Genomic DNA, 21,759 nt, shown 5'->3' on the forward strand with positions numbered 1-21,759 from the left:
GTTTTTCTCAATGACTGATCTCAAGTACTTTATTTTGAGGAGGCTGATCACGTTCCTGCCTACAGTAGTGGGTGTTGTTGCCCTCACGTTCGTCATCGCGAGGATGATACCTGCAGACCCAGCGAGGCTCTGGGCCGGGGGAGTGAAGGCGAAGGAAGACGTCATAGCTCAGCTCGCGCAGAAGTACCACCTCAAGGAGCCGCTGTACGTCCAGTTCTTCTACTACCTCAGGGACATCTTCACCGGCGACTGGGGCGTCTCCCCAGTAACCCGGAGGCCAGTCTTAGCCGACATTGCCTCGTACTTCCCGGCGACGGTGGAGCTCGCGGTCTTCTCCTTCGTGCTGATCGTAACGGTGGGGGTTCCGCTCGGCATGGTGGCTGCCCTCAAGCGCGACAGCTGGGTGGACCACTTAGTCAGGGTGATCTCGATCGGCGGGGCTTCGCTCCCCGTCTTCTGGCTGGGCGTCCTCCTCCAGCTGGCTTTCTACCACAGCTTGGGCGTGCTCCCCGCCGTAGGCAGGGGTACCCCGCCGCCGAGGGTGTTTACAGGCATGTACACGCTGGACAGCCTTCTCTGCGGCGACTTCGCCGCGTTCTGGGATAACCTCAGCCACATGGTACTCCCCGGGGTGACGCTCGCGTTCTCGTCGGTGGGTCTCATAGCGAGGATCACCAGAGGGAGCATCCTAGATACGCTCTCCGCTGAGCACATCGACTTCGCCCGCATGAGGGGTTTGACGAGGTGGCTCATGCTCAAGCACATACTGAAGAACAGCCTCGTTCCGATAATCACCGTGCTGGGCCTGACGTTCAGCTGGCTGCTCAGCGGGGCAATTGTGGTCGAGGCCATCTTCGCCTGGCCAGGGATAGGAAGCTACGCGACAAGCGCTATCGCGAACGTCGACTTCCCGGCTATCGTTGGCGTCACCCTCCTCATGGGACTGATCTACGTGGCGATAAACTTCCTCGTGGACATCCTCTACGCGCTCGTCGATCCAAGGGTGAGGCTATGAGCCTGGTGCTCCTTAAAAGAAGGAGGGGTGCGGGGCAGCGTAGGAGCGAGCGGAAGCTGATCCTCCGCATACTCATGGGCTCTCCAGCTGGTGTTGCAGGCCTTGTCCTATCGCTCTTGTTCATAGTTCTTGGTGTGGTTGGGCCCCACATAACCCCCTACGACCCCATCCTGATAGACTTCGCGAAGGTCAACCAGCTGAGGCTACAGCCCCCGTCCCTGGCGCACCCCTTCGGGACAGACGAGTTCGGGCGCGACATGCTGAGCAGGGTTCTCTACGGGTCACGCCTCTCGCTGTTGTCGGCGGTCACAGTCCTGGGCGTCGCCGTCCCCGTGGGCATCATGCTTGGCTTGCTGGCGGGTTACTTCGGTGGGGCAGTCGACGAACTGATAATGAGGATCACGGACGTATTCCTCGCGTTCCCAGGCATAGTGCTAGCTATAGCATTCAGCGCCACCCTAGGCGCGGGGCTGTGGTCAGCGATACTGGCGGTGGCCCTGATCTGGTGGCCCTCCTACGTTAGGCTCGTTAGGGGGCAGGTAATACAGGTGAAGAGCTCGCTGTTCGTGGAGGCGGCGAAAGCCCTCGGGCTTAGCCCGCTGAAGATCATGATCAGGCACCTCCTGCCGAACATCTTAACACCGGTCATAGTCATGGCTACTCTCGATTTCGGAAGCGTGGTTATCGTGACATCATCCCTCTCGTTTATCGGCCTCGGCGCGCAACCGCCTCTACCCGAGTGGGGGAGGCTCGTCTCTGACGGGAGAGCTTACTTCCCGCAGGCCTGGTGGTACGTGTTCTTCCCGGGCTTGATGATATTCCTAGTGTCGCTGGGCTGGAACCTTTTAGGGGACACCCTGCGGGATGTGTTCGACCCGAAGTACAGGAGGCGGCTGGAGTTTAGGGAGGTGGAAGGAGAATGAGCGGCAACCCCTTGTTGAGTATCGAGGGGCTCAGGGTCTACTTCTACACCTACGCAGGTGTAGCCAGGGCGGTCGACGGAGTCGACCTCAGGCTGTACGAGGGGGAGAGCTTTGCCCTCGTGGGCGAGACGGGGTGCGGTAAGTCAACGGTGGCGCGCGCCATCATGGGGTTGATCCCGCCCCCGGGGAGAGTCGTCTCGGGGAGAATAGTGCTCGACGGCGTAGACATCTTAAGCCTCTCCGAAGAGGAGTTGCGCAAAATCCGGGGCTCGAAGGTAGCGTACATAGCACAAGACCCGATGAGCGCCCTAGACCCCCTCTTCACAATAGGGGCTCACGTGGCCGAAACGATCGTTTCCCACAACTCGGCCAAGTGGGCTGAAGCCTGGATCAAAGCTCTAAAGATCCTCAGTAGTGTCGCAATTCCTGAACCGGAGAGGAGGGCTAGGAGCTACCCCCACGAGCTGAGCGGGGGTCTGAAGCAAAGGTCCGTAATTGCGACCGCCATCGCGAATAATCCCAAGCTTCTCATAGCCGACGAGCCCACAACGGCTCTGGACGTCACTATTCAGACGCAGGTCATGGACCTCGTCATGGACCTGAAAAAGCGGTACAGGTCCACACTTCTTCTGATAGCACACAACCTTGGGCTGGTGGCCGAGTACACCGAGAGGGTTGCTGTCATGTACCTCGGGAAAATCGTCGAGGTCGCAGACGTTGAGGACCTCTTCGAAAAGCCCCTGCACCCCTACACGCAGGGGCTGCTTAAGTCTGTCCCGAACCCCCTCAGAAACATCGAGAAGCTGTACTCGATACCTGGCAGCGTCCCGAGCGCTGTTAATCCTCCTCAGGGCTGCCGGTTCCACCCGAGGTGCCCCTTCGCCACCGACAAGTGCCGCGTCGAGGAGCCGCCCCTAGTTGAAGCAGAGAAGGAACACCTCGTAGCATGCTGGCTGTATAGCAAGGGGTGATGGGTGTGAGCGTGCTCGTAAGAGTGGAGAACCTGAAGAAACACTTCCCGGTTAAAGGCTTCCTGTTCACAAGAGGGTGGGTTCGGGCGGTAGACGGGATAAGCTTCTCAATCCACAGGGGTGAAACGCTGGGACTGGTGGGAGAGTCGGGCTGTGGCAAAACCACTGTTGGAAGGCTAGCGGTACGTCTACTTGAACCGACGAGCGGCTCGATATACTATGACGGCGTTAACATCTTCGAGCTCAAGAACAGGCAACTGAAGGAGTTTAGGAGGAAGGTGCAGATAGTGTTTCAGGATCCCTACAGCTCCCTGAACCCGAGAATGATGGTTTACGATATTATAGCTGAAGCCGTAACTGAGACAAACTCGGGCGGGGAGGGCGATCTTGAGGACTACGTGGCTTCGCTCCTCGAGAGGGTCGGCCTCTCCGGGGAGCACCTGTACAGGTACCCTCACGAGTTCAGCGGTGGACAGCGGCAGAGGATAGCCATAGCTAGGGCGCTGGCCGTTAAGCCCGAGTTTCTCGTCCTGGACGAGCCGACGTCGGCGCTTGACGTCTCCGTTCAGTCCCAGATCCTCAACCTCCTCAAAGACCTCCAGAAAAACTACAACCTCACCTACCTCTTCATATCCCACGACCTCGCCGTGGTCCGCTACATGAGCCACCGCGTAGCGGTAATGTATCTCGGGAAAATAGTCGAGTTGTCAGACTCCGCAACAGTATTTGAGAAGCCCCTGCACCCCTACACGCAGATGCTGCTCTCAGCGATACCTATCCCCGACCCTAAGCTGGCCAAGTCTAGGACGAAGATCAAACCCTCCGGAGAGCCGCCCAGCGCTGTTAATCCTCCTCAGGGCTGCCGGTTCCACCCGAGGTGCCCCTTCGCCACCGACAAGTGCCGCGTCGAGGAGCCGCCCCTAGTTGAAGCAGAGAAGGGACACCTCGTAGCATGCTGGCTGTACAGTAGATCTTAAAGAAGTGACCGCGTGTTTTTACGCCGGTGAAACCTGGTCACGAAGTTAGCTATTGACATTTCTGACGCTATGCAGGTGGCTTTAGTGATTAGCGAAGTGAGAAAAAACTTTATTTTATATGATGCACACTTCGCCTTTAGAAGTTACTTTCACGCGGTTGCCGGTCTTCACGTGCTGAAAGATCTCGTCACCAACTTTGTCTATGAGTGCTATTTTCTTCCCGAACCACTCGTGGGCCAGGGCTACTCCTGATGATGTCAAGGTGTCGGCTTCGCGGGTGCAGACGATAGCCTTAGGTGCCACGCCTAGAAGGGCGATTTCGGCGATTATTATGCCGCCGGTTGTGGACCCGATTCCGGAGGGTATTATCAGTATCTTGCCTGTGAGGTCTACACCGTATACGTGGGGGTTGTTCTTGTCACCGCCTATCGCGCGCTTTCTACGCCTGATCACTGTCTCCTGGTACGTTGCGAGTATGTTGAAGCCTTGAGGGGAGACAACGGCCTCTCCATCCACGTCTCCTGGGAGGATTGCCCGGCCTTTGAAGCACGTCTCAGGCATATCTACTCACCCCTGAGGTAGGAGAGGAGCTGCGGCGTATCCATGAAGGCGGCATGGCTGTAGTAACTGAGCTTCCCGGAGTTTGTGAGTATTTTTAGCCGCTTCGAGGTGGGTATGTTTGTCAGCATGAGAGGGCAGAAGCTATCCACGTCCCCACCCGCGTCCCTGAGCTTGGAGTACAGCTTCGTGGATTTGAACTCTCGGGCTATCTTCGGTGCAGCTAGGAGTAGCGTGCGGGTCTTGAGCTCCGCTTCGGAAAGCTCTCTAGCGAAGAAGTCGAGCTGCTCTCGGGACAGGTGTGGGCAGCCGATTATCGCCAGGTCGGGCTTCCCGGGGGCGGCTTTCGCCTCCATTTCTCTCTTCATTTTGGAAAGCTCCTCATCCCCCACTCTCAGCACTTTGTGATCGCTTCTCAAGATCTTTCTCCCGTTTTCCACAGCCTCGGGAGTGAGGTCCTCCGCGTGAAATAGCCCGACGGCACCCCACACTGCCATAGCGGCTCCCATGTCCTTCAGCTCGTACTCCTCAAACTCCCACCTGTCCAGACCCGCTATGTATGGGACCCCGTCCAGGACGCTCTTCCCGATTAAGCTCCCGAGAATGAAGGGGCTTGGCTTAGACGATGTTTTCACCTCGACTAGCCAGTCGGCTTTCCTGTTCTCGTCTAAAAGAAGTCCGAAAAGCGGGGTTTCTCCGGTGACGCCCGAGAGCAGCTCGACTATTGAGGAGTTCCTGTTTGTTCTAGCGCCCAGCACGGAGTTGGCGTATATCACTGCGGAGGATTCGGCCCAGGCTAGGATGTCACCGTATGAGGGCTTGTTGCCTATGTAGTAGGGCGTGCAGGTGAAAGCGTCCGGGTCGATGAGCCCTAGCCTCAGAAGCAGGGACTCCAGCCTCCCCTGCTTGCTGTAGAGGTACCTCCCGACGAGCTTCTCGACGAGGGGTATTGACGTCTGAGGGGGCCGTGGGTTAGCGGTTAAAGGCACCCTGGACTTTAGGTCCTTGCTGGCCAGTTCTTCAAGAACCATGAACATCGACTTTACGAACCTGAGGCCGCACGAGGTAACCCAGTGGCAGCTCTTGCACTCAGCAAACCTCTCAGCGCCGTAGACCTTCCCGTATGCCTCCAATACTCTGTAGCACTTTCTCAGGGTTTCTTCGCGGCCTTCGACGAGGCGCCTCTCATCAACGGGACCTGTCATGCTCCCACCCGGGTGCCCTAGAAGGTGAACTCCCTCTTTAGGTAGGGAAGCATCTCTGGTATAGCCTTACCCCCGAATATCAGCTCGCGCATGGCTCTGTTTACCTCCTCGAGGACAGCGCTCCTCTTGAGCAGCTCGAACACCTTTCCCTTAATCTTCACGCGCCCTCTGAGAACCATCGCGCCGCTCGAGGCCTCTCCCCTTAAGAGCGCGTCGAATGTGGAGACGCTCATCTCGACGGTTATGTCGGCCTTCTCCTCTTCCTCTGGCTCGAGAGCCCGTATCTCGGCGCAGCGGCCGTCCCTTATCGTTATGAAGGTCTTGTAGACGTAGGGTAGACCCGGGAGAGTGGGCGTAAGCTTAACCAGTATTGTCCTCGTCCACCCCCGCGCGGCGCTCTTAAACTTCTCGCTGGAATTCAGCCTCCGTTTAACGGTATCGAGGAGGATACACGTAGTCATGTCAACCGGCATACCCACCACCTACACCGAGATCGCCAGGTAATAAGCATCCCAAACAGCATCCCTTATCTTCCTGGGGCTTAACGCGTCCCCGATTATATGAACATTCGGGTGCTCGGCTGCGAGAGCGTCGTAAAGCTCCCTGTTGGGGACCATCCCCGTGGCTAGAACAACGCTATCGCAAGGTATCTCTCGCGCACCGTGAGGTGTTTCCACGACGACGCGACCGTCGAGAACCTCTTTAACCTTGGTATTCAGCATCAAGGGGATCTTTAGGTACTTGAGCATGGTCATCAGGTACAGCTTGTTAGCGTGGCTTACACTGATGTTAGGAGCAGGTAGCATTTCGACGATTGTGGCCTTCTTCCCAGATTGCGCGAGCCAGATCGCTGTCTCAACGCCCACGAGACCCGCGCCTACGATCACGACATCATCTTTAACGGCTTTAAGGCCTCGAAGCAGGTCAACGGCTTGAACCACGTTGGGCTTGTCTACCCCTGGAATAGGCGGAACAGCAGGCCTAGACCCCGTTGCGACGACGACAACATCGGGGTTTTCCCCCAGAACCCTGTCAACAGTGGCCTCAGTCCTGAGGTTTACGTCGACTTCCAGCTTCTCGAGTTGCCGTTCATACCAGCGCTTAAGCCTGCGAATATCGTACTTGAAGTCGGGAACACCCCCCTCGATCAGGTGGCCGCCTAGCTCCGAGTCCTTCTCGAACAGTATTACCTCGTGCCCACGGATCGCGGCCACTCGGGCAAACTCCATTCCGGCAACGCCTCCGCCGCAAACCACGATCCTCCTCCTATGAGCTGCCGGCTTCAGCTCCAGCTCCCTCTCACGCCCTGTTGCAGGGTTTACGGCGCAGGAGAGGGGACGGGCCAGCTCGATGATCCTGTACAAGCACTCGTGGCAACCTATACACGGCCTTATCTCCTCGTACCTCCCTGCTCTCACCTTCGCCGGCCAGTAAGGGTCAGCTAGTAGCCCCCTCCCTATTGCCACCATGTCAGCCTTCCCCTCCTCAAGGACCTTCTCGGCGACGACAGGGTCGTCCAGCCTACCAACCGCTATAACAGGTATCTTGACCTCTCTCTTCACCATCCCGGCGAAGTCGGCCAAACATCCGTGTGGGAGGTACTCGGGAGGGTGAGCCATGTACCAGCTGTCATAGCATCCGGCGTCAACATGTAGCGCGTCGAAGCCCGCCTTTTCCAGGATCTTCGCCATCTGGATCCCTTCCTCTATATCTCTCCCAGCTTCCGCGAACTCCTCCCCAGGTAACCCCGGGTTATTGTATCCCTTCAAAAAGTGTTTAACTCCAAACCTGTAAACAACTGGAAAATCTTTGCCAACAGTGTCTTTAATCGCGTTGAGAATTTCAATAGGGAGTCTAAGCCTGTTCTCAAGGCTTCCACCGTACTCGTCATCCCTCCTATTCCATATGGAGCTTGTGAACTGGTCGAGAAGGTATCCCTCGTGCCCGTGTAGCTCGATCCCGTCGAAGCCCGCGAGATACGCGTACTCGGCGGCACGACCAAAAGCCTCTACAAGCTTTTTGATCTCCTCCCTCGTCATAGCCCTCGTCTTCAGAGTGGGAACCCAGTAGCAGGGGACCTCTGATGCGGAGACCGGCTTAAAGCCGGAAAGAAGGGTGAGCGTGGGTGCCACACGTCCAACACCGGCTGTGAGCTGTACGAAGATGCGGGCGCCGTAGTGGTGAACCTCCTCTGTGAGCTCCGACATCGGGGAGACGTGCTTGACTGAGTCAAGTATTGGTAGCACGTGACGCCCATCCAAGCGTAAGTCCTCTATCTCGTTCTCAACCCGAGTGAGGCCAGTAATGATTAGACCTACCCCACCCTTTGCGCGTTCGACATAATAGTCCACGATTCTCCGGTTGATAGACCCATCGGGGTTCACCATCGTCACTAAACCCATCGGAGCCATCGCGATCCTGTTCTTGATCCACGTCTTCCCGATGCTTATGGGTCTGAACAGAAGTTTCCCCTGCATCAAGAATGTATCAAAACTATTACGTATATGCTTTCTTTACTAATAGCCATTCGTAATACACCTTTGTCACGCGGACTTCCACCGGAGCTCTGGGCTTCCTGTGTATAGACTTACCGTTTTACTTTGTCTAGCTTTGCGTTATAGGTGAAGATGCATAAGAAAAATGTCTTCTTCGGCTCTAGGCTACGTTAACTTGGAAGATGTTGTAGCGCGTTATTTCCTCAATGGGCTTTCTCGGCCGGGGCTCCGGCTTCTCATCGGGGTAGCCGACGGGGATGAGCGCCACTGAAAGGTAGCTGTCGGGTAGGCTTACAGCTCTGCGCACGGCGCTGATTTCCTGCTCTGTCCCGATGCCCGCCCATACCGTGCCAAGGCCTAATGCGTGCGCGGCGAGCATGAAGTAAGCCGCTACAAGCGCGCCGTCGTACTTGTGGAACATGGGGTCTTCGTCCTTATTAACAGCGAGGATCACGACTAGTGGTGCCTCTAGGAGTGGCTTGGGCCTGGCAGGGTCGGGAGGTGGTGGGCTGGCCTGGGCCAGCTTTTCTCTGACGACGGGGTCTGTGACGACTATGAACAACTCTGACTGTTCCGCGCGCTGGGGGCGAAGCAGGCCGTGTCGATGGCCTGCAGGATTAGGCTTAGCGGCTGTGGCTGCTACTTAAACCTCCTTATACTTCTCCTGGCTTTAAGGAACTCGATCAGGGCTTCCAGTGTACAGCCTCCGGTGTTCACGCACGCTATGTATCCAGATACTGCATATATATCGTTTCGCTTAGTAAAGCGTATTGAGGGAAGAATCGCTTCAGGGCCGGAGGCGAAGCCGCTGGGAGTGAGGAGGGGAGAAAAATGGGAGATGTTTAGAAGCCTTGATACTTTTCCCTGGGTGCACCGCAGACAGGGCACTTCTCGGGGGCTCAGGGCCGACGTGCGTGTGGCCACACACGGGGCATATCCACACTTTGCCGTCTATGGGCATGTCCTGGCCTTTGTCGACGTACTCCTTCGCTTCGAGTAGAGCTCTGCGTGGATCTTCTCAGCCTCCAGCGCCCACGTGAATGACCTCTCAGCCTCCTTCTCTCCCTGTGACCTCGCTATGGCTATGTACGCTGGGTATATCTCGTTTACCTCGAACGTCTCCCCCATGATGCCTATCTCCAGGTTCCTGCTCGTGTTGCCGGGACCGATGGGGAGGCCGGCTGAGACCTTGGCCTCCTCCCTTAGGCCTCTGAGGTTGCTGTAGTGGTTCCCCGTGTGCACGAGCTCGGCAAAGCCTATAGCCTTGAAGAGCCGGGCCACGTTTCGGGAGCCCCTCTCGGAGGTATCGACGAAAACAAGGTACCGTGTGTGCACCATAGATTCCCCGGAGAGCGCGTTGACCAGAACCTCCTTGATCGTCAGGTTTGATCGTCTGGACGGTAAAATCACCTTAATTCTCTGTATTTTCCGAACAGGAAAGGGGATAGAAGACTTCTGTTTCGGTTCGCGCTTTCGGCTAAAATTCTTACGTGTTTAGGACGGAAAGGCTGATAAGCGGTTTTCCCAGCGTAATCACCATGCACAAGCACAGCCGTTACTCGGCAAGTGCTCGACCTGCAACTTTCTCGATAGTGGGGTTTGACCCCGAGACGGGGGACCTCGGCGTAGCTGTGGCGTCGAAGTTCGTGGCCGTCGGCGCTCTAGTCCCCTGGGCGAAGGCCCGGGTAGGGGCCATAGCCACCCAGGCTCTGGCAAACGTGTCCTATGGGCCTCGCGGGCTCGACCTGCTGGCGAAGGGGCACTCGGCTAAGCAGGTTTTAGCGATGCTACTCGAGGACGACCCACGAAGGGAGGACCGGCAGGTCGGCGTAGTGGACTCGAGGGGGGAGGCGGCCGCTTTTACGGGGAAGAACTGCTACCCCTATGCTGGGCACGTGGTCGGAGACTTCTTCGCGGCTCAGGGCAACATACTTGCTGGGCCGGAGGTCGTCGAGGCCATGGCCAGGGCCTTTGAGACGACGAAGGGCGAGCTCGTCGACAAGCTACTGGCGGCGCTCGAAGCGGGAGACAAGGCTGGGGGCGACAGGAGGGGGAAGCAGTCGGCGGCCATACTTGTCGTCAGGGAGGGCGAGGGCTACGGCGGGTACACCGACAGGTACGTCGACCTGAGGGTCGACGACCACCCGGAGCCGGTCCGAGAGCTGAGGAGGATCTTCAGAATCTGGGAGCTGACGCTGCTCCAGCGCGAAGACCCGAGCGACGTCGTCGAGAAGAGCGCTGTTGCCGAGAGGGTGCAGCTCGCCCTGAAGAAGGCCGGCTTCTACAAGGGCGAGGTCACGGGCAGGTGGGACGACGAAACCGAGAAGGCGTTCACGGAGTGGGCCATGATAAACAACTTCGAGAACAAGCTGAGGAGCGACGGGCTGATCTGGGGGACAATCTACAGGTACCTGATTGAGAGCGCTCAGGTTTCTTAGCAACCCTCCATTCGGAGTAGCTGGACCTCTACCGCCGCGAAGTCTGTACGCCTCCCCTCGGGGACCTAAGCGCGGACCCCTGTTCCTGTAAGGTCATGAATCCTTAAGGCATTGTATCCCGCTGTCTAAGTTGCATTAAAGGATTTAGGCTAAGCTGAGCTCGGTGGGGGTGAGGCGCGGAGGGGCCTGCAGCGCTGTACCGAGTCTCTGGCTTTTTCGCCTACTGCTCTTTTTGCTCGACTTCTTTACAGTATCTCTCGAATTTTCTGAGCCAGGCTGTTATCGAGCGGGGGTGATCTCGGTGCTTGTCTATGAAGTCCACGAACCTTATTATCTGCAGAATGGTTTTGGGGTGCAGGCCGTGCTCGAGGATGTGCGCGTCCCTGCGGGCGGCGTCCTCGGGGACCAGGAGCATTTCGAGAAACCTCCTGATGTAGTTGTACCTTTTCTCAACAACCTCGGCCAGCTCTCTGCCGCGCTCCGTCAGCCTCACGGCACCGTACTTCTCGTGGGTCACCAAGCCTCTTTCCTCGAGCTTCCTCAGCATCTCAACGGCGCTTGAAGGCTTGACGCTGAGCTTACAGCTGATATCCTTCACTCGCGCGTACCCCTTGCTCTTCTCGAGCTCGTATATTGCTCGCAGGTAGTCCTCCATCCTCTCCGTGATGAACTCCATACAAGTGTATAGTGTTTGGTCAGCCTAAAAATTATTCCCCCAGTGGGTAGCGTTTGAATGTAGCGGCTCCTGCTGTCAGGGGGCTACCCGCGAATGCCATCGATATCTTAAGGTAAAATTTTAAGCTATAGCACATTATTCTGTGGGTGAGGGGTCGAAGTGTGGGGATGCTGAGAGTCGCCGTAGCCACAGTCGGTTACGAGGGCCTCCGCGATAGGGTTGCAAGCGAGCTGGCTAGGTGCCCTACACTCACGATACTCGAGATCGACGAGGAGGGGATGAGCTACCGCTTACTCGAGGTGATCGAGAACAAGGCGGCTAAGTTCAGTCAGGGCGCGGGCCCGATATTCGTGTATACTTTGGCTGAGAAGGGCGTTGAAGTCGTATTGGGACCGGTTGCAGGAATGGGGATCGCAGACTTGCTCGCTGAGGCTAAAATAAAGTTTGTCAAGTGTGAGCCGGGTACAAGGGTGGAGGATGCCCTGAACTCGGTTTTGCGAAAGCCCTGAGTCAGCACGCGGCAAACTTGCAGATGTGCTTGGTGCCTAGCTCCCTTCCCTTTTAATAGGCTTCAGGCAACTGATATCGTAAAATTTTAGGCTACCCTAACATTTACCCTAACTCCGTTAGGGATACCTATATCGCTACCAAAAGGAATGAAAAAATTCGGTGAGCCTAAACATGGCTGCGGTTAGGAAAAGGCTCAGTGAGTTGAGGCCTGGAGAAGTGGGGACTGTTGTAGGCTACGCGGATGCGCCGTCCTGGCTTAAGAGGAGGCTTGTGGAGATGGGCCTTTCTAAAGGCACGACGGTCAAGATGGTGAGGAACGCGCCCCTGAAGGACCCGATCGAGTTCGAAGTGAGGGGCTACAACGTCTCCATTCAAAGGGAGAAGGCGGAGGTTGTGCTCGTAGAGGTCGTTGGGTATGATTCCCCTGACTCTGGCGTTGGAGGGGAGCGAGGTGCGAGTGATTGATATAAGGGCTGGGAGGGGGCTCGTTGCGAGGCTCCTAGAGCTCGGCATCACGCCTGGCTCTACACTCAGGGTGCTTAAGACCTTCGGGTCAGGACCCATTCTTCTGGACGTTAAGGGGTCTAGGATAGCTCTCGGCAGAGGAGTCGCCATGAAGATACTCGTGGGGGTGGTGCAGTAGGTGACCGAGCGCCAGAGGATTCGGGTAGCGCTGGCAGGGAACCCCAATGTGGGGAAGTCTGTGGTGTTCAACAACCTTACTGGCTCGCACCAGCACGTGGGTAACTGGCCGGGTAAAACCGTCGAGAAGGCTGAGGGGTTCTGCTACTTCGACGGCACTGAGATCTACATCGTAGACCTCCCGGGGACGTACAGCCTCACGGCGTACTCGATCGAGGAGAGGATCGCAAGGGACTACCTAATCTACGAGAAACCCGACGTGGTCGTCAACATCGTCGACGCGTCGAATCTCGAGAGGAACCTGTACCTAACGCTACAGTTGCTAGAGCTGGGGGCTAACGTCGTCGTCGCGCTGAACAAGGTGGACCTGCTAGAGGCTTCAGGCGCGAGAATCGACATCAGGTTGTTGAGCGAGAGGTTAGGAGTTCCCATAGTCCCTACGGTTGCTCCGAAGAAGAAGGGGATGAGAGAGCTGTGTGAGGCGGTGTTGGCTGCTTCCAAGCAGCCCACACGCAAGATCGTGGAGTACAGCCCGAGCGTGGAGAAGTACATAGGCAGGGTCTCGGAGCTCTTGCGCGGCAGTCTCCCGAGCGAGCTGAACCTCAGGTGGGTTGCTGTCAAACTACTGGAGGGTGACGAAGAGGTAGCCAGCCGAGTGAAAGCCCTCGTGGGGGATGAAGCTATGAGGAGAATAGATGCGATAAGAGGTGATTTTGCGAGGGAGCTGGGGGACCCCGAGACTGTTTTCGCGGAGGAGCGCTACAGGGCTATCGAGAGCATCCTTGAAGGAGTTGTCGTAAGGGCTAGAGCGGTGACAGTCTCCGATATACTGGATCAGGCGTTCCTAGACACCGCGTTCGGAATCCCCATATTCTTTGCCATAATGTGGATTATGTTCCAGTTCGCCTTCAACGTCTCAGCGCCCTTCAACAGCCTCCTCGGAGACGCCTTCGCTTGGGCGGCTCAGATGCTCTCCGGCGCTACTGGGGTTCCGTGGCTCGACTACCTGCTCTTCGGCGACTATGGGGTCTTAAACGGGGTGGGGACCGTGCTCAGCTTCGTCCCGCTCATAATGGCTCTATTCTTCGCCCTCTCGATGCTTGAAGACTTCGGGTACATGGCCAGGGCGGCCTTCCTGACTGATAAGATACTGGGTAAATTCGGCCTCCCCGGCCGGGCTATAATATCCATGATCCTGGGGTTCGGGTGCAACGTACCGGCGGTGTACTCCACGAGGACGATACCGGACGAGAAGGATAGGATAGCTGCGATCGTCATAAACCCCCTGATGCTGTGCGGGGCGAGGCTTGTATTCTTCGCAGCCATCGCCTCAGCCCTTTGGGGGCGCGCGGCGGGTGACGTCCTTCTATCCCTTTACGCGCTCGGCATCCTCCTATCCCTACTCGTGGCGGTTGTGCTCAGGAAGACTCTGCTAAGGGGGGAGTCGACATCCTTCATCATAGAACTACCCCAGTACCTGATTCCTGTGCCGCGCGTAGCCCTGTCCAAGGCGTGGGGCAGGGCTAAGCTCTTCTTCACAAAGGCGGGCAAGGTGATATTCCCCGGTATACTGGTTCTCGGTCTGCTCGCGGTCTTCACGCCCAACCTGACTTTCACGGAGAATGTCGAGGACAGCATCGTCGCCTATCTGGGGAGAGGCGCGCAGCCTATCTTCGCTCCACTCGGCTGGGACTGGAGGTTCGTCGTAGCCGCAGTCTTCGGCTTCGTGGCAAAGGAGATCGTGCTCGGCGCGCTAGCACTACTCTACGGCGCCGGTGAAGACGAAATCGCAACGGTCATAGCCTCGACACACGACCCGCTGACAGTCTACGCCTACATGGTCTTCATACTCATCTACGTCCCGTGCTTAGCAACGATCGCGGCGATAAAACAGGAAGCCGGTACGAAGTGGGCGCTGTTCACGGTCGCCTACGAGATCCTGCTGGCCTACGGCATGGCCTGGCTCGTGCTTACCGTGGGCCGTCTTTTAGGGGTGTAGTGCTATGGCCGGGGTTCTTAGAGAGGGGGCGGTGAAGCTAAGCGTGTGGAGCCGGGCATACACCCTAGCTGTGGCGGCGCTGTACCTCCTCTACGGGTTGCTACAGCTCTACAACGGGGTGGTGGCGTGGTGGCTTCCGTGGCTGGGGGAACCGGTTGAGCTGTGCGCCAGCGTCCTGGATGCGTGCGTGCCCAACGCTTTCCCCGACCCCTTCTCCGGTTTGGTGCTCATGCTGGTGGGATTAATGCTCGCGAGAGCGGTCTACCTCTACAGCAAGGAGAACTACGTGAAAGCAACAGGCTTTCTCTTCGCCAGCTGGGCTCTCGGAGTGTTGCTAATGATCCTCAACGTGCTAATACTGCTTGCAGACATCCTCGGTGCCTACTACCCTCTGCTCCTCGGTGGCGAGTCCATGGGCTGGAGCTTAGCCAGCGACCCATGGGGGATAGCACCCCACATGGTCCTCGGCGCACTGCTGCTGCCGCTCTACTTCTCTGCCGAGAGCATCAGGGAAATCCTCAAGGGTCTAAGCCACTGAAAGCAGACAATCATAGCGCTATTTCCCTTGGTTCCTGAAACCCCTCCAGCCGTTCTCTGCACAGAAATCAGACCCAGTGGGGGTAGTCCCACAGCGCAAGTTTTGTCTCGAATCCCCCCTTTACGGCATCCTGGTATAACCTGTAGGCTACCGCCAAATCCTCACAGGCCAACCCGAAGGAGTCGAAGAGTATCCTCTCACCTTGCCCCTCTCGTCCGGGTGATTGGCCGGCAACAATTTGCGGGAGTTCAAAGGGTCGGGGTATAAGCCCGGACTTATATAACTTCGTGACCAGCGCTCTGTCGTAGTTCCTGTACTGCTCCCAGTTGTCAACAACTATCTTGTTCATGGAAACTATGGCTTTCTCCTTAATCTCTCGCTTACCCATCTGTATGCAGAGAACGCCGCTCTTCAGCCATTCTGCCTCGACAAAGGGTTCCTCCGAGGTTGTGGCAGTCACAACCACATCACTCTCTGACACGGCTTCCTGAACACTGGAGACAGGCTTCGCCTCTGGTCCTAGCTCGCGTGCGAGTGCTTCCGCCTTGTCACGTTTTATATCGTAGATTTTAAGCTCCGACAGCTCTAGTACTGCCTGAAGACCCCAGGCAGTCGTCCTCCCTATAACCCCAGCCCCGACTATTCCTGCGATTTCGGAATCCTTCCGCGCAAGGTACTTGGCAGCCACAGCATTGACCGCTCCGGTTCTAACCGCGGTGATAAGAGTTCCGTCCATTATCGCTAGGGGCTTTCCTGTTTCTAGATCGCTAATCACTATGACGTCAATCCCGTGCGGGAGGCCACGTTGCGGGTTTCTTACGAAGCCCGCGGCCCACTTGATGCATGCCACGTTGTAAGGGGAAAGAGCGTGAACAGGCATCGAGACTATGTGGCCTTTATAGGAACCTCCTGTCTCGTAGAAGTCGAGTACCGTTTTAGGTGGATTCACGATCCTCCCTTCAGCAAGCGCCTTGAAAGCCACTTCAACATCCTCTATAGCTTTCGAGATGTCAAGTACGCCAATCTTCACCAGATCCTCCTGTTTCAAGTAATAAAATTCTAGGCTACTCACGGGATCCAGTTCAATGTTAATCAAATATTTATAGATTTTTGTAGTTGAGGGGTTGGATGCTGGTTCGATGAGAAAGTTACTCCACGATTTTCTGCAGGAACGCGGTCGCGAGCGCTACCATGATGGTTGTGAAAACTAGCGTGACGAGGAGGCCTGTGAGGCCTGACATGATGTCGCCGAAAACGAGGGCGTCGCGGAGGCTGGAGATTATGTAGGTGAGGGGGTTGACCTGCGCGATCGCCTTGATAGGTGCGGGCATGATGTCCACGGGGTAGAGGGCGTTGCTCGTGAAGAAGAGGGGCATGCTGATTGCCTGGAGAATGCCCATGAACCTCTCCCGGGTCTTCATGAACACCGCGAGGATTATTGAGAGTGAGGTTAACCCCGCGCAGCCTACGACCAGGACTACGGTGGCGAAGAACACGTTGAGCGGGTCTAGCGAGAGCCTGGCTCCGATCAGCAGGGCTACTGCCAGGACGATGAAGAGCTGCGTTAGGGCTCTGACGGCGCCGGCCATCGAGCGCCCCAGGACTATGATGAGCCTGTCTACAGGTGAGGCCACGAGCTTCTTCAGTATGCCTGACTCTCTTTCCCAGACGAGCATGATCCCGTACGCCAGCGCTATGAAGCTTGCGGACTGTAGCACGACGCCCGGCGAGATGTAAGTTATGTAGTTTACGGAGCCTGCCGGTATTGCTCGAAGTTTCTCCATCGTTATCCCGAAGACTGTGAGCCAGAGCACCGGCTGGACTGCCCGGGTGAAGACTTCTGTCGGGTCGTGCCTCAGCCGGCGTAGCTCGAGCTCTACGAAGGCGACCGTCTGCTCCAGAAGCTGCTGAAGGGGCATATCAGCCACCCCTCCGGATAGCCTTCCTGATGCTCGCCACCTCGCGGATCCCGGAGGCTTTCTCAGCCTCCTCGACGCTCATACCCGTGAGCTTGATGAACACGTCCTCCAGCGAGGGTCTGCTCAGGGCCGCGGACTCCACCTCCACACCTGAAAGCGTCAGGGCCTTGAGTATAGCGGGTAGCTGTGTTGAGGAGTCCGGCGCCGAGAGGAGGAGTTCTCCGGGCTTCGCGGAGAGCACGAGGACGCCGTCAAGCCGCGCCAGCGCCTGCTGGGCTTTGTCCAGCTCCCCCTTGATTCTCAGCCTCACTGTCTCTCCTCCAACCAGCTTCACGAGCTCGCGCGGGGACCCCTCGGCAATAACCCTCCCTCTGTTGATCACCGTGACTCTGCCGGCGAACCTCTCAGCCTCGTCCATGTAGTGGGTGTTGAAGACAACGGTGGCGGTGTATTCTGACCTGTACTGCCTCAGCTTCTCCCAGACAATTTCCCTGGCGCGGGGGTCCAGGCCTATCGTGGGCTCATCCATGAAGAGTATCTTCGGCCTCACCATCATCGCCGCCGCTATTTCCAGCCTCCTGATCATGCCGCCCGAGTATGTCCTGACAAGCCTCTTGGCGGCGTCGCTGAGCCCCATCAGCTCGAGGGCGTCCCATATAACCCGCTCGCGCCTGTCACGGGGGATCCCGTATATCTTTGCGTAGAAGAGGAGGTTCTCGTAACCTGTGACGTCGGTCCACACCGAGAACTCCTGCGGCACGTAGCCTATAAGGCTGCGCACCCTCTTCCCGTCTCTCTGCACGTCGAAGCCATACACCAAAGCAGTTCCAGAAGTAGCAGGTATCTGCGTCGTCAAGATCCTCATGAGCGTGGTCTTCCCAGCGCCGTTGGGACCGACAACCGCGTGAACCTCGCCCTCATCCACTACGAGGTCAACGCCGTCGAGCGCCCTCACCCCGCCGGGGTAAACTTTGACTAGGTCTTCAACGTAGACAGCCTTCGTCTCGGCCGTTAGAACGACCACCGGCCTCAGCTATTTCAGAACGTATAAAAAGTTTTTCATATGCATCATCCAGCTGTACAAGGAGCAGTTTTCCTCGAAGGCGCCTCATTCATACAGAGAACGACACAGCTAAGGTGGCTCCAGCTTTTTCAGGATTCTCCCCCCTTAGGGTACTTGGAGGCCGTCAAATTGGAGGCTCTCGTTACGACTGCGGTGAAAAGAGTCCCACTCATAATCGCTAGGCGCCCCTGTTGAGCCCGAAACTTTGCAGCGTGTAAGCGGTTGTTTTTCGCCGCTGCGGCTAGAGCGTGGTAGCCTTTATCACAATGTCCGACAGCATGCGGTTTCGGAGTCAGCTGGTGCGAGGTAGCTGGGCTCAACGAGCTGGATAGGTGTCTGACTTGATTACCTCGAGTTCCTCAGCCTTGACGTAGATGTTCGTGTCTATGTATGCGTCAGTCCTCATTCCACGACTCCTCAACGAGCTTGACGGCGTCGATGTCGCTGGGCTCCGGCCGGAGGGAGGAGAGGTACTCCACGGGGTCGCCGAGAGCAGGCTTCAAGGGCTCGAGCACGATTTTACCGCTCTCAACTCGCACCCTCAGCACGTCGCCGACCCTGATGCCTAGGAGCTCCCGCACCTCCCTCGGTATCGTCACCTGAAACTTCCTCGTCACTTTAACGTGTTTCACAATGTATTACCTAATTTAATTACTTAATATCCCTTGCTGACCTCAAATCTCAGTAAGCCTGCAGATGCGACGACGAGCACGGTGAGAGGCCGAGGCATCAACCACCGGCTCATCTTAACCTCTCCCAGTGCCCCAACGAGCTGGCATAGGTCTGCAATCTCCTCGGGTACCTGCTGGCTGTTGCACGGGGGTTAAGCCAAGCCCGATCGCTGCCTTCAGCCCTGATGCTGCCAGTGAAGAAGTCAGCTATATCACTCCTACAGGCACGCAGGAATGCTGTCCCAGGTAGCGCCTTCAATTCAATGTAAAAATCCCAGCTCAACTCCAGGGAATCCTATTGGGGCAGATAGTAGAAACAATCACTCTCATCGGCCGTTACACCACTCTTTCTGAACATGAATATTTTGGTTTTGCTGCCAGGGACTTGGCCTTAGAGTAAAAGGTTTAACTGCGGGCCTTGCGTGTTTACGTTGTATGACTTCAAACGGAGCCGAGATCGTCTTCGGCCCTGTCCCCTCGAGGCGGCTTGGGAGGAGCCTCGGGGTCAACAACATCCCAGCCAAGACGTGCACCTACTCATGCGTGTACTGCCAGCTTGGACGCACAGTCAAACTCGAGGTCTCGCGGAGGGCCTTCTACGACCCGGAACGCATCATCGAGGCCGTACGCGACAAGCTGAGGGGGGTTGGGGTGGACTACGTTACCTTTGTGCCGGACGGCGAGCCAACCCTCGACGCTCACCTAGGTGCAGAGGTCAGGGGCATACGAGAGCTTGGGGCCAGGGTGGCCGTCCTAACTAACGCCTCCTTGCTGTGGATGGAGGACGTGCGCCGCGACCTAGAGGAAGCGGACCTCGTGTCCGTTAAGGTTGATGCTGCGAGGGCTGTGACCTGGAGGAGAGTTAACAGGCCTCACCCCAGTTTAAGGTTCGACGATGTCGTCGATGGTGTGGAGAGCTTCGCAAAGGGCTTCAGGGGGACGCTTATCTCCGAGACTATGCTGGTGAGAGGGTTGGGCCAGATGGATGAGATCGAGGAGATAGCGTCCATTGTAAGGAGGCTAGGCGTGTCGAGAGCCTACATAGCGGTCCCGACGAGGCCCCCCGCTGAAAGCTGGGTGGAGCCTCCACCCGAGCAGGACGTCCTCCGAGCGTACAGGGTTTTCTCCGAGAAGCTTGGCGAGGAGAGGGTTGGGCTTCTCCTGGGCTTTGCGGAGGGCGAGTTCGGGTCTGGGGCAAACCCGCGGGAGGAGCTTCTCGGGATACTTGCTGTGCATCCCATGAGGAGATCTGAAGTGGAGAGGTATCTTGAGCGGGCAGGCGTCGGCATGGAGCTCGTGGAGCAGCTCATCGCCTCGGGGGAGGTTGTGAGGCTGAGCTACATAGGCGAGGAGTTTTACATGAGGAAGCTTCCAGGTAGGTGAAGAATAAAAACAAAGAATAGAAGAAAAATGCTTTTTATTTCTGCGCCTGGAGCTCCTTTATTCGCGCCTCGATTCTAGCGATCTCCTCCTCGATGTACCTCTTGTAATCCTCGGCTATCCTCTTTGCGTAGTCCTCAAGAGCCCTCTTGTAGCTCTCGAGCAGCCTCAGCTCATCCTCCCTGCTCAGAGAGTACCAGGGGGGCGCCCAGTAGTACGGGACGTATCCGCTCCGCCAGTAGGGCCAGAGCCACCAGCACCAGCCCCTGCCAAGCCACCAGCCAGGCCTCTCCCAGGGTGGAAGCCAGGACCAAGGCCCTCTCCCAGGCCAGGGACCCCACCAGCCAGGCATCGCTTTCACCAATTTCGTGATATAGCTCACAAGTATATTAACTTTTCGCTGAAGGACCAGCGGATGACCCTACCTCTTCGACCCTCACACCGTTAGAGGAAACCGTAATCCTGCTGCCGACGTGGGCGTCGAGAAGCATGCCTCTCTCGGATAGAACCTCCCGCATCACCTCCCCGCTGCAGTGGAGCGCGCAGACCCTCTCGACGCCCAGCCTGCTGAGCTCGGTCGCCACGGACTCGCACTCCCTTCGAGTAGCACCCACCATGTGGAAGCCTCCGACCACCAGCCTGACCCTCGCTATGCGGGAAGCCTCCCGGACTAGGCTCACCACCCCGGGGTGGCTACACCCGACGAGCAGGACTCCGCCGTAGCCCTCGACGTTCACGAGGAGCGCTGTCTCCCACGGCGGGCCGTACAGCGGCCTCAGCGCGTAGACGCCTTCCGCCAGCTCCAAGGTGTCGTTTACTGTGATGCTCGCGGGCGTGCCGGGCGGCCCGTAGACCTTACCGCAGCTCAGCGCCTCGAGGCCCCCTGTGTGGTCGCCATGGCCGTGGCTGAGGACCACGCAGTCCACGCGCGAGAGGTTAACGCCGAGAGCCTCGGCGTTGCGCCTCAAGGCGTCAGGAGAGGGGCCCGTGTCGAAGAGCAGGGTTGCGCTGGGGGTTGCCACGTAGAGGCTCAGCCCCCAGGGGTTGAGGAGGCGTGGGTTCGAGGGGTTCGGCGTGTTGTCAACAAGTACGAGGATCTCAGCATGGTTGACCCCTCGTGCTCTCCCGTGCTCGCGCTTCAAGGCCGTGAACGCGAGAAACGCGAACACTGCGAGGAGAGAGCAGAGCACCGCTACCTTAACCGCGTCCACGTGCAGCTCAGCGAGCACCACCTATAAACGCTTTACCTAGGCGCGCTCCGGCTTCAGCAAGGCGCGGCCTGCAGTAAGGGTTAATATCGATGGAGTCGTCTTGGCTTTGAATGGCTGAGGAGTTCAGGAGCTACCTGGCCAGGCGCGACCCGGAGGGCTACTACGTCATCACGGCTAAGGCCGGGGCGCTGAAGGTTCTTCCACCCGGCGTGGAGCTCATCGTAGCAGGGGAGCACGTCCTAATCAGGACGAAGTCAAGGTCCCAGGCCCTCAAGATCCTGAAGCTGCTGGCCGCGAGGAACCTCCTCGCGTAGCCGTTGTGGGCTAGCTTCGATAACCTAAAGCTTCGGGAAGTTGTCTCTGCCGTTGGCCTCACCCCAGCTACGCTGGCCTATCGTCTGAGCGGAGGTTTCCCGTCCGCCCCTAGGGTGAAAACGTTAAATCCAGGTAACAGAATTGTTACCACGATTTAACGTTGAAACTGTACGAGGTTAGGGACAAGCTGCTGTCTACTGGGAGGCTGGTCTACAGCCTAGACCAGCTGGCGGTGCTCCTAGGCGTGCCCGAG

General features: G+C 57.4%; 24 protein-coding genes and 1 pseudogene. 12 read left to right on the top strand and 13 right to left on the bottom strand.

Annotated features, from left to right (window positions below; genetic code table 11):
- Positions 1-10: 10 nt before the first annotated feature.
- The 4 genes from MOV14_RS00615 to MOV14_RS00630 are packed head-to-tail and all read left to right on the top strand — an operon-like array spanning position 11 to position 3,886.
- Positions 11-1,015 carry an ABC transporter permease gene (locus tag MOV14_RS00615; RefSeq protein ID WP_318537292.1) on the top strand — a complete coding sequence of 335 codons (1,005 nt, stop codon included), beginning with the start codon at positions 11-13 and terminating at the stop codon, positions 1,013-1,015.
- Complete coding sequence (gene nikC / locus MOV14_RS00620; RefSeq protein ID WP_318537293.1) at positions 1,012-1,938, top strand: nickel transporter permease; 927 nt, start codon at positions 1,012-1,014, stop codon at positions 1,936-1,938. Before MOV14_RS00615 ends, nikC begins: the two co-directional genes overlap by 4 nt.
- Complete coding sequence (locus MOV14_RS00625) at positions 1,935-2,909, top strand: ABC transporter ATP-binding protein (RefSeq protein ID WP_318537294.1); 975 nt, start codon at positions 1,935-1,937, stop codon at positions 2,907-2,909. Before nikC ends, MOV14_RS00625 begins: the two co-directional genes overlap by 4 nt.
- A complete protein-coding gene (locus tag MOV14_RS00630; protein WP_442786713.1) occupies positions 2,909-3,886 on the top strand; it encodes an ABC transporter ATP-binding protein in 978 nt (325 codons plus the stop codon). The genes MOV14_RS00625 and MOV14_RS00630 overlap by 1 nt, the downstream gene beginning before the upstream one ends.
- 114 nt (positions 3,887-4,000) lie before the next feature.
- On the opposite strand, the gene MOV14_RS00635 is transcribed toward MOV14_RS00630, so the two are convergent.
- The 6 genes and pseudogenes from MOV14_RS00635 to MOV14_RS00660 all read right to left on the bottom strand — a co-directional run bounded on the left by MOV14_RS00635 (position 4,001) and on the right by MOV14_RS00660 (position 9,482).
- Positions 4,001-4,447 (bottom strand): aconitase X swivel domain-containing protein, encoded by a 447-nt coding sequence (locus MOV14_RS00635; protein ID WP_318537296.1) that lies wholly within the window; start codon positions 4,445-4,447, stop codon positions 4,001-4,003.
- Positions 4,448-4,449: 2 nt separating this feature from the next.
- A complete protein-coding gene (locus MOV14_RS00640; protein WP_318537297.1) occupies positions 4,450-5,649 on the bottom strand; it encodes an aconitase X catalytic domain-containing protein in 1,200 nt (399 codons plus the stop codon).
- A gap of 17 nt (positions 5,650-5,666) precedes the next feature.
- The gene (locus tag MOV14_RS00645; protein ID WP_318537298.1) at positions 5,667-6,122 is read right to left on the bottom strand and encodes an SCP2 sterol-binding domain-containing protein; all 456 of its coding nucleotides are present in this window, start codon (positions 6,120-6,122) and stop codon (positions 5,667-5,669) included.
- 9 nt (positions 6,123-6,131) lie between these two features.
- The gene (locus MOV14_RS00650) at positions 6,132-8,126 is read right to left on the bottom strand and encodes an oxidoreductase (protein ID WP_318537299.1); all 1,995 of its coding nucleotides are present in this window, start codon (positions 8,124-8,126) and stop codon (positions 6,132-6,134) included.
- Between the two features lie 178 nt (positions 8,127-8,304).
- On the bottom strand, positions 8,305-8,706 hold the full coding sequence (locus MOV14_RS00655) for a nitroreductase family protein (RefSeq protein ID WP_318537300.1): 402 nt from the start codon (positions 8,704-8,706) through the stop codon (positions 8,305-8,307).
- 280 nt (positions 8,707-8,986) lie between these two features.
- Positions 8,987-9,482 (bottom strand): annotated as a pseudogene (locus MOV14_RS00660) (rubrerythrin family protein).
- Between the two features lie 200 nt (positions 9,483-9,682).
- Between MOV14_RS00660 and MOV14_RS00665 the strand changes: the two are divergent.
- Positions 9,683-10,582 (top strand): DUF1028 domain-containing protein, encoded by a 900-nt coding sequence (locus tag MOV14_RS00665; protein WP_318537302.1) that lies wholly within the window; start codon positions 9,683-9,685, stop codon positions 10,580-10,582.
- A gap of 220 nt (positions 10,583-10,802) precedes the next feature.
- Here the strand turns inward: MOV14_RS00665 and MOV14_RS00670 are convergent, their stop codons facing one another.
- Positions 10,803-11,258, bottom strand: coding sequence for a metal-dependent transcriptional regulator (locus MOV14_RS00670; protein WP_318537303.1), 456 nt, complete (start codon positions 11,256-11,258; stop codon positions 10,803-10,805).
- Positions 11,259-11,404: 146 nt separating this feature from the next.
- Between MOV14_RS00670 and MOV14_RS00675 the strand changes: the two genes are divergently transcribed.
- From MOV14_RS00675 to MOV14_RS00695, 5 genes are all read left to right on the top strand, one after another.
- Positions 11,405-11,767, top strand: a complete 363-nt coding sequence (locus MOV14_RS00675) for a NifB/NifX family molybdenum-iron cluster-binding protein (RefSeq protein ID WP_318537304.1) — start codon at positions 11,405-11,407, stop codon at positions 11,765-11,767.
- 172 nt (positions 11,768-11,939) lie between these two features.
- Complete coding sequence (locus tag MOV14_RS00680) at positions 11,940-12,233, top strand: FeoA family protein (protein WP_318537305.1); 294 nt, start codon at positions 11,940-11,942, stop codon at positions 12,231-12,233.
- Positions 12,220-12,411 carry a FeoA family protein gene (locus MOV14_RS00685; RefSeq protein ID WP_318537306.1) on the top strand — a complete coding sequence of 64 codons (192 nt, stop codon included), beginning with the start codon at positions 12,220-12,222 and terminating at the stop codon, positions 12,409-12,411. Before MOV14_RS00680 ends, MOV14_RS00685 begins: the two co-directional genes overlap by 14 nt.
- Positions 12,412-14,409: a ferrous iron transport protein B gene (feoB, locus tag MOV14_RS00690; protein ID WP_318537307.1), complete on the top strand. Its 1,998-nt coding sequence runs from the start codon at positions 12,412-12,414 to the stop codon at positions 14,407-14,409.
- Positions 14,410-14,413: 4 nt separating this feature from the next.
- Positions 14,414-14,947, top strand: coding sequence for a hypothetical protein (locus MOV14_RS00695; protein ID WP_318537308.1), 534 nt, complete (start codon positions 14,414-14,416; stop codon positions 14,945-14,947).
- 67 nt (positions 14,948-15,014) lie between these two features.
- Here the strand turns inward: MOV14_RS00695 and MOV14_RS00700 are convergent, their stop codons facing one another.
- From MOV14_RS00700 to MOV14_RS00715, 4 genes are all read right to left on the bottom strand, one after another.
- Positions 15,015-15,977 (bottom strand): ornithine cyclodeaminase family protein, encoded by a 963-nt coding sequence (locus tag MOV14_RS00700; RefSeq protein ID WP_318537309.1) that lies wholly within the window; start codon positions 15,975-15,977, stop codon positions 15,015-15,017.
- Between the two features lie 118 nt (positions 15,978-16,095).
- Positions 16,096-16,866, bottom strand: coding sequence for an ABC transporter permease (locus MOV14_RS00705; RefSeq protein WP_318537310.1), 771 nt, complete (start codon positions 16,864-16,866; stop codon positions 16,096-16,098).
- A 1-nt stretch (position 16,867) separates the two neighbouring features.
- A complete protein-coding gene (locus MOV14_RS00710; protein ID WP_318537311.1) occupies positions 16,868-17,890 on the bottom strand; it encodes an ATP-binding cassette domain-containing protein in 1,023 nt (340 codons plus the stop codon).
- A gap of 434 nt (positions 17,891-18,324) precedes the next feature.
- The gene (locus MOV14_RS00715; RefSeq protein WP_318537312.1) at positions 18,325-18,561 is read right to left on the bottom strand and encodes an AbrB/MazE/SpoVT family DNA-binding domain-containing protein; all 237 of its coding nucleotides are present in this window, start codon (positions 18,559-18,561) and stop codon (positions 18,325-18,327) included.
- 474 nt (positions 18,562-19,035) lie between these two features.
- On the opposite strand from MOV14_RS00715, the gene MOV14_RS00720 reads away from it, so the two are divergent.
- The gene (locus MOV14_RS00720; RefSeq protein ID WP_318537313.1) at positions 19,036-19,983 is read left to right on the top strand and encodes a radical SAM protein; all 948 of its coding nucleotides are present in this window, start codon (positions 19,036-19,038) and stop codon (positions 19,981-19,983) included.
- A gap of 34 nt (positions 19,984-20,017) precedes the next feature.
- On the opposite strand, the gene MOV14_RS00725 is transcribed toward MOV14_RS00720, so the two are convergent.
- The gene (locus tag MOV14_RS00725; protein WP_318537314.1) at positions 20,018-20,332 is read right to left on the bottom strand and encodes a DUF5320 domain-containing protein; all 315 of its coding nucleotides are present in this window, start codon (positions 20,330-20,332) and stop codon (positions 20,018-20,020) included.
- A 37-nt stretch (positions 20,333-20,369) separates the two neighbouring features.
- Positions 20,370-21,212, bottom strand: coding sequence for an MBL fold metallo-hydrolase (locus tag MOV14_RS00730; RefSeq protein ID WP_318537315.1), 843 nt, complete (start codon positions 21,210-21,212; stop codon positions 20,370-20,372).
- A gap of 89 nt (positions 21,213-21,301) precedes the next feature.
- On the opposite strand from MOV14_RS00730, the gene MOV14_RS00735 reads away from it, so the two are divergent.
- Complete coding sequence (locus MOV14_RS00735; protein WP_318537316.1) at positions 21,302-21,505, top strand: hypothetical protein; 204 nt, start codon at positions 21,302-21,304, stop codon at positions 21,503-21,505.
- Positions 21,506-21,759: the final 254 nt, after the last annotated feature.

The sequence above is a fragment of the Infirmifilum sp. NZ genome (genome assembly GCF_022693705.1).
Lineage (GTDB): Archaea > Thermoproteota > Thermoprotei > Thermofilales > Thermofilaceae > Thermofilum.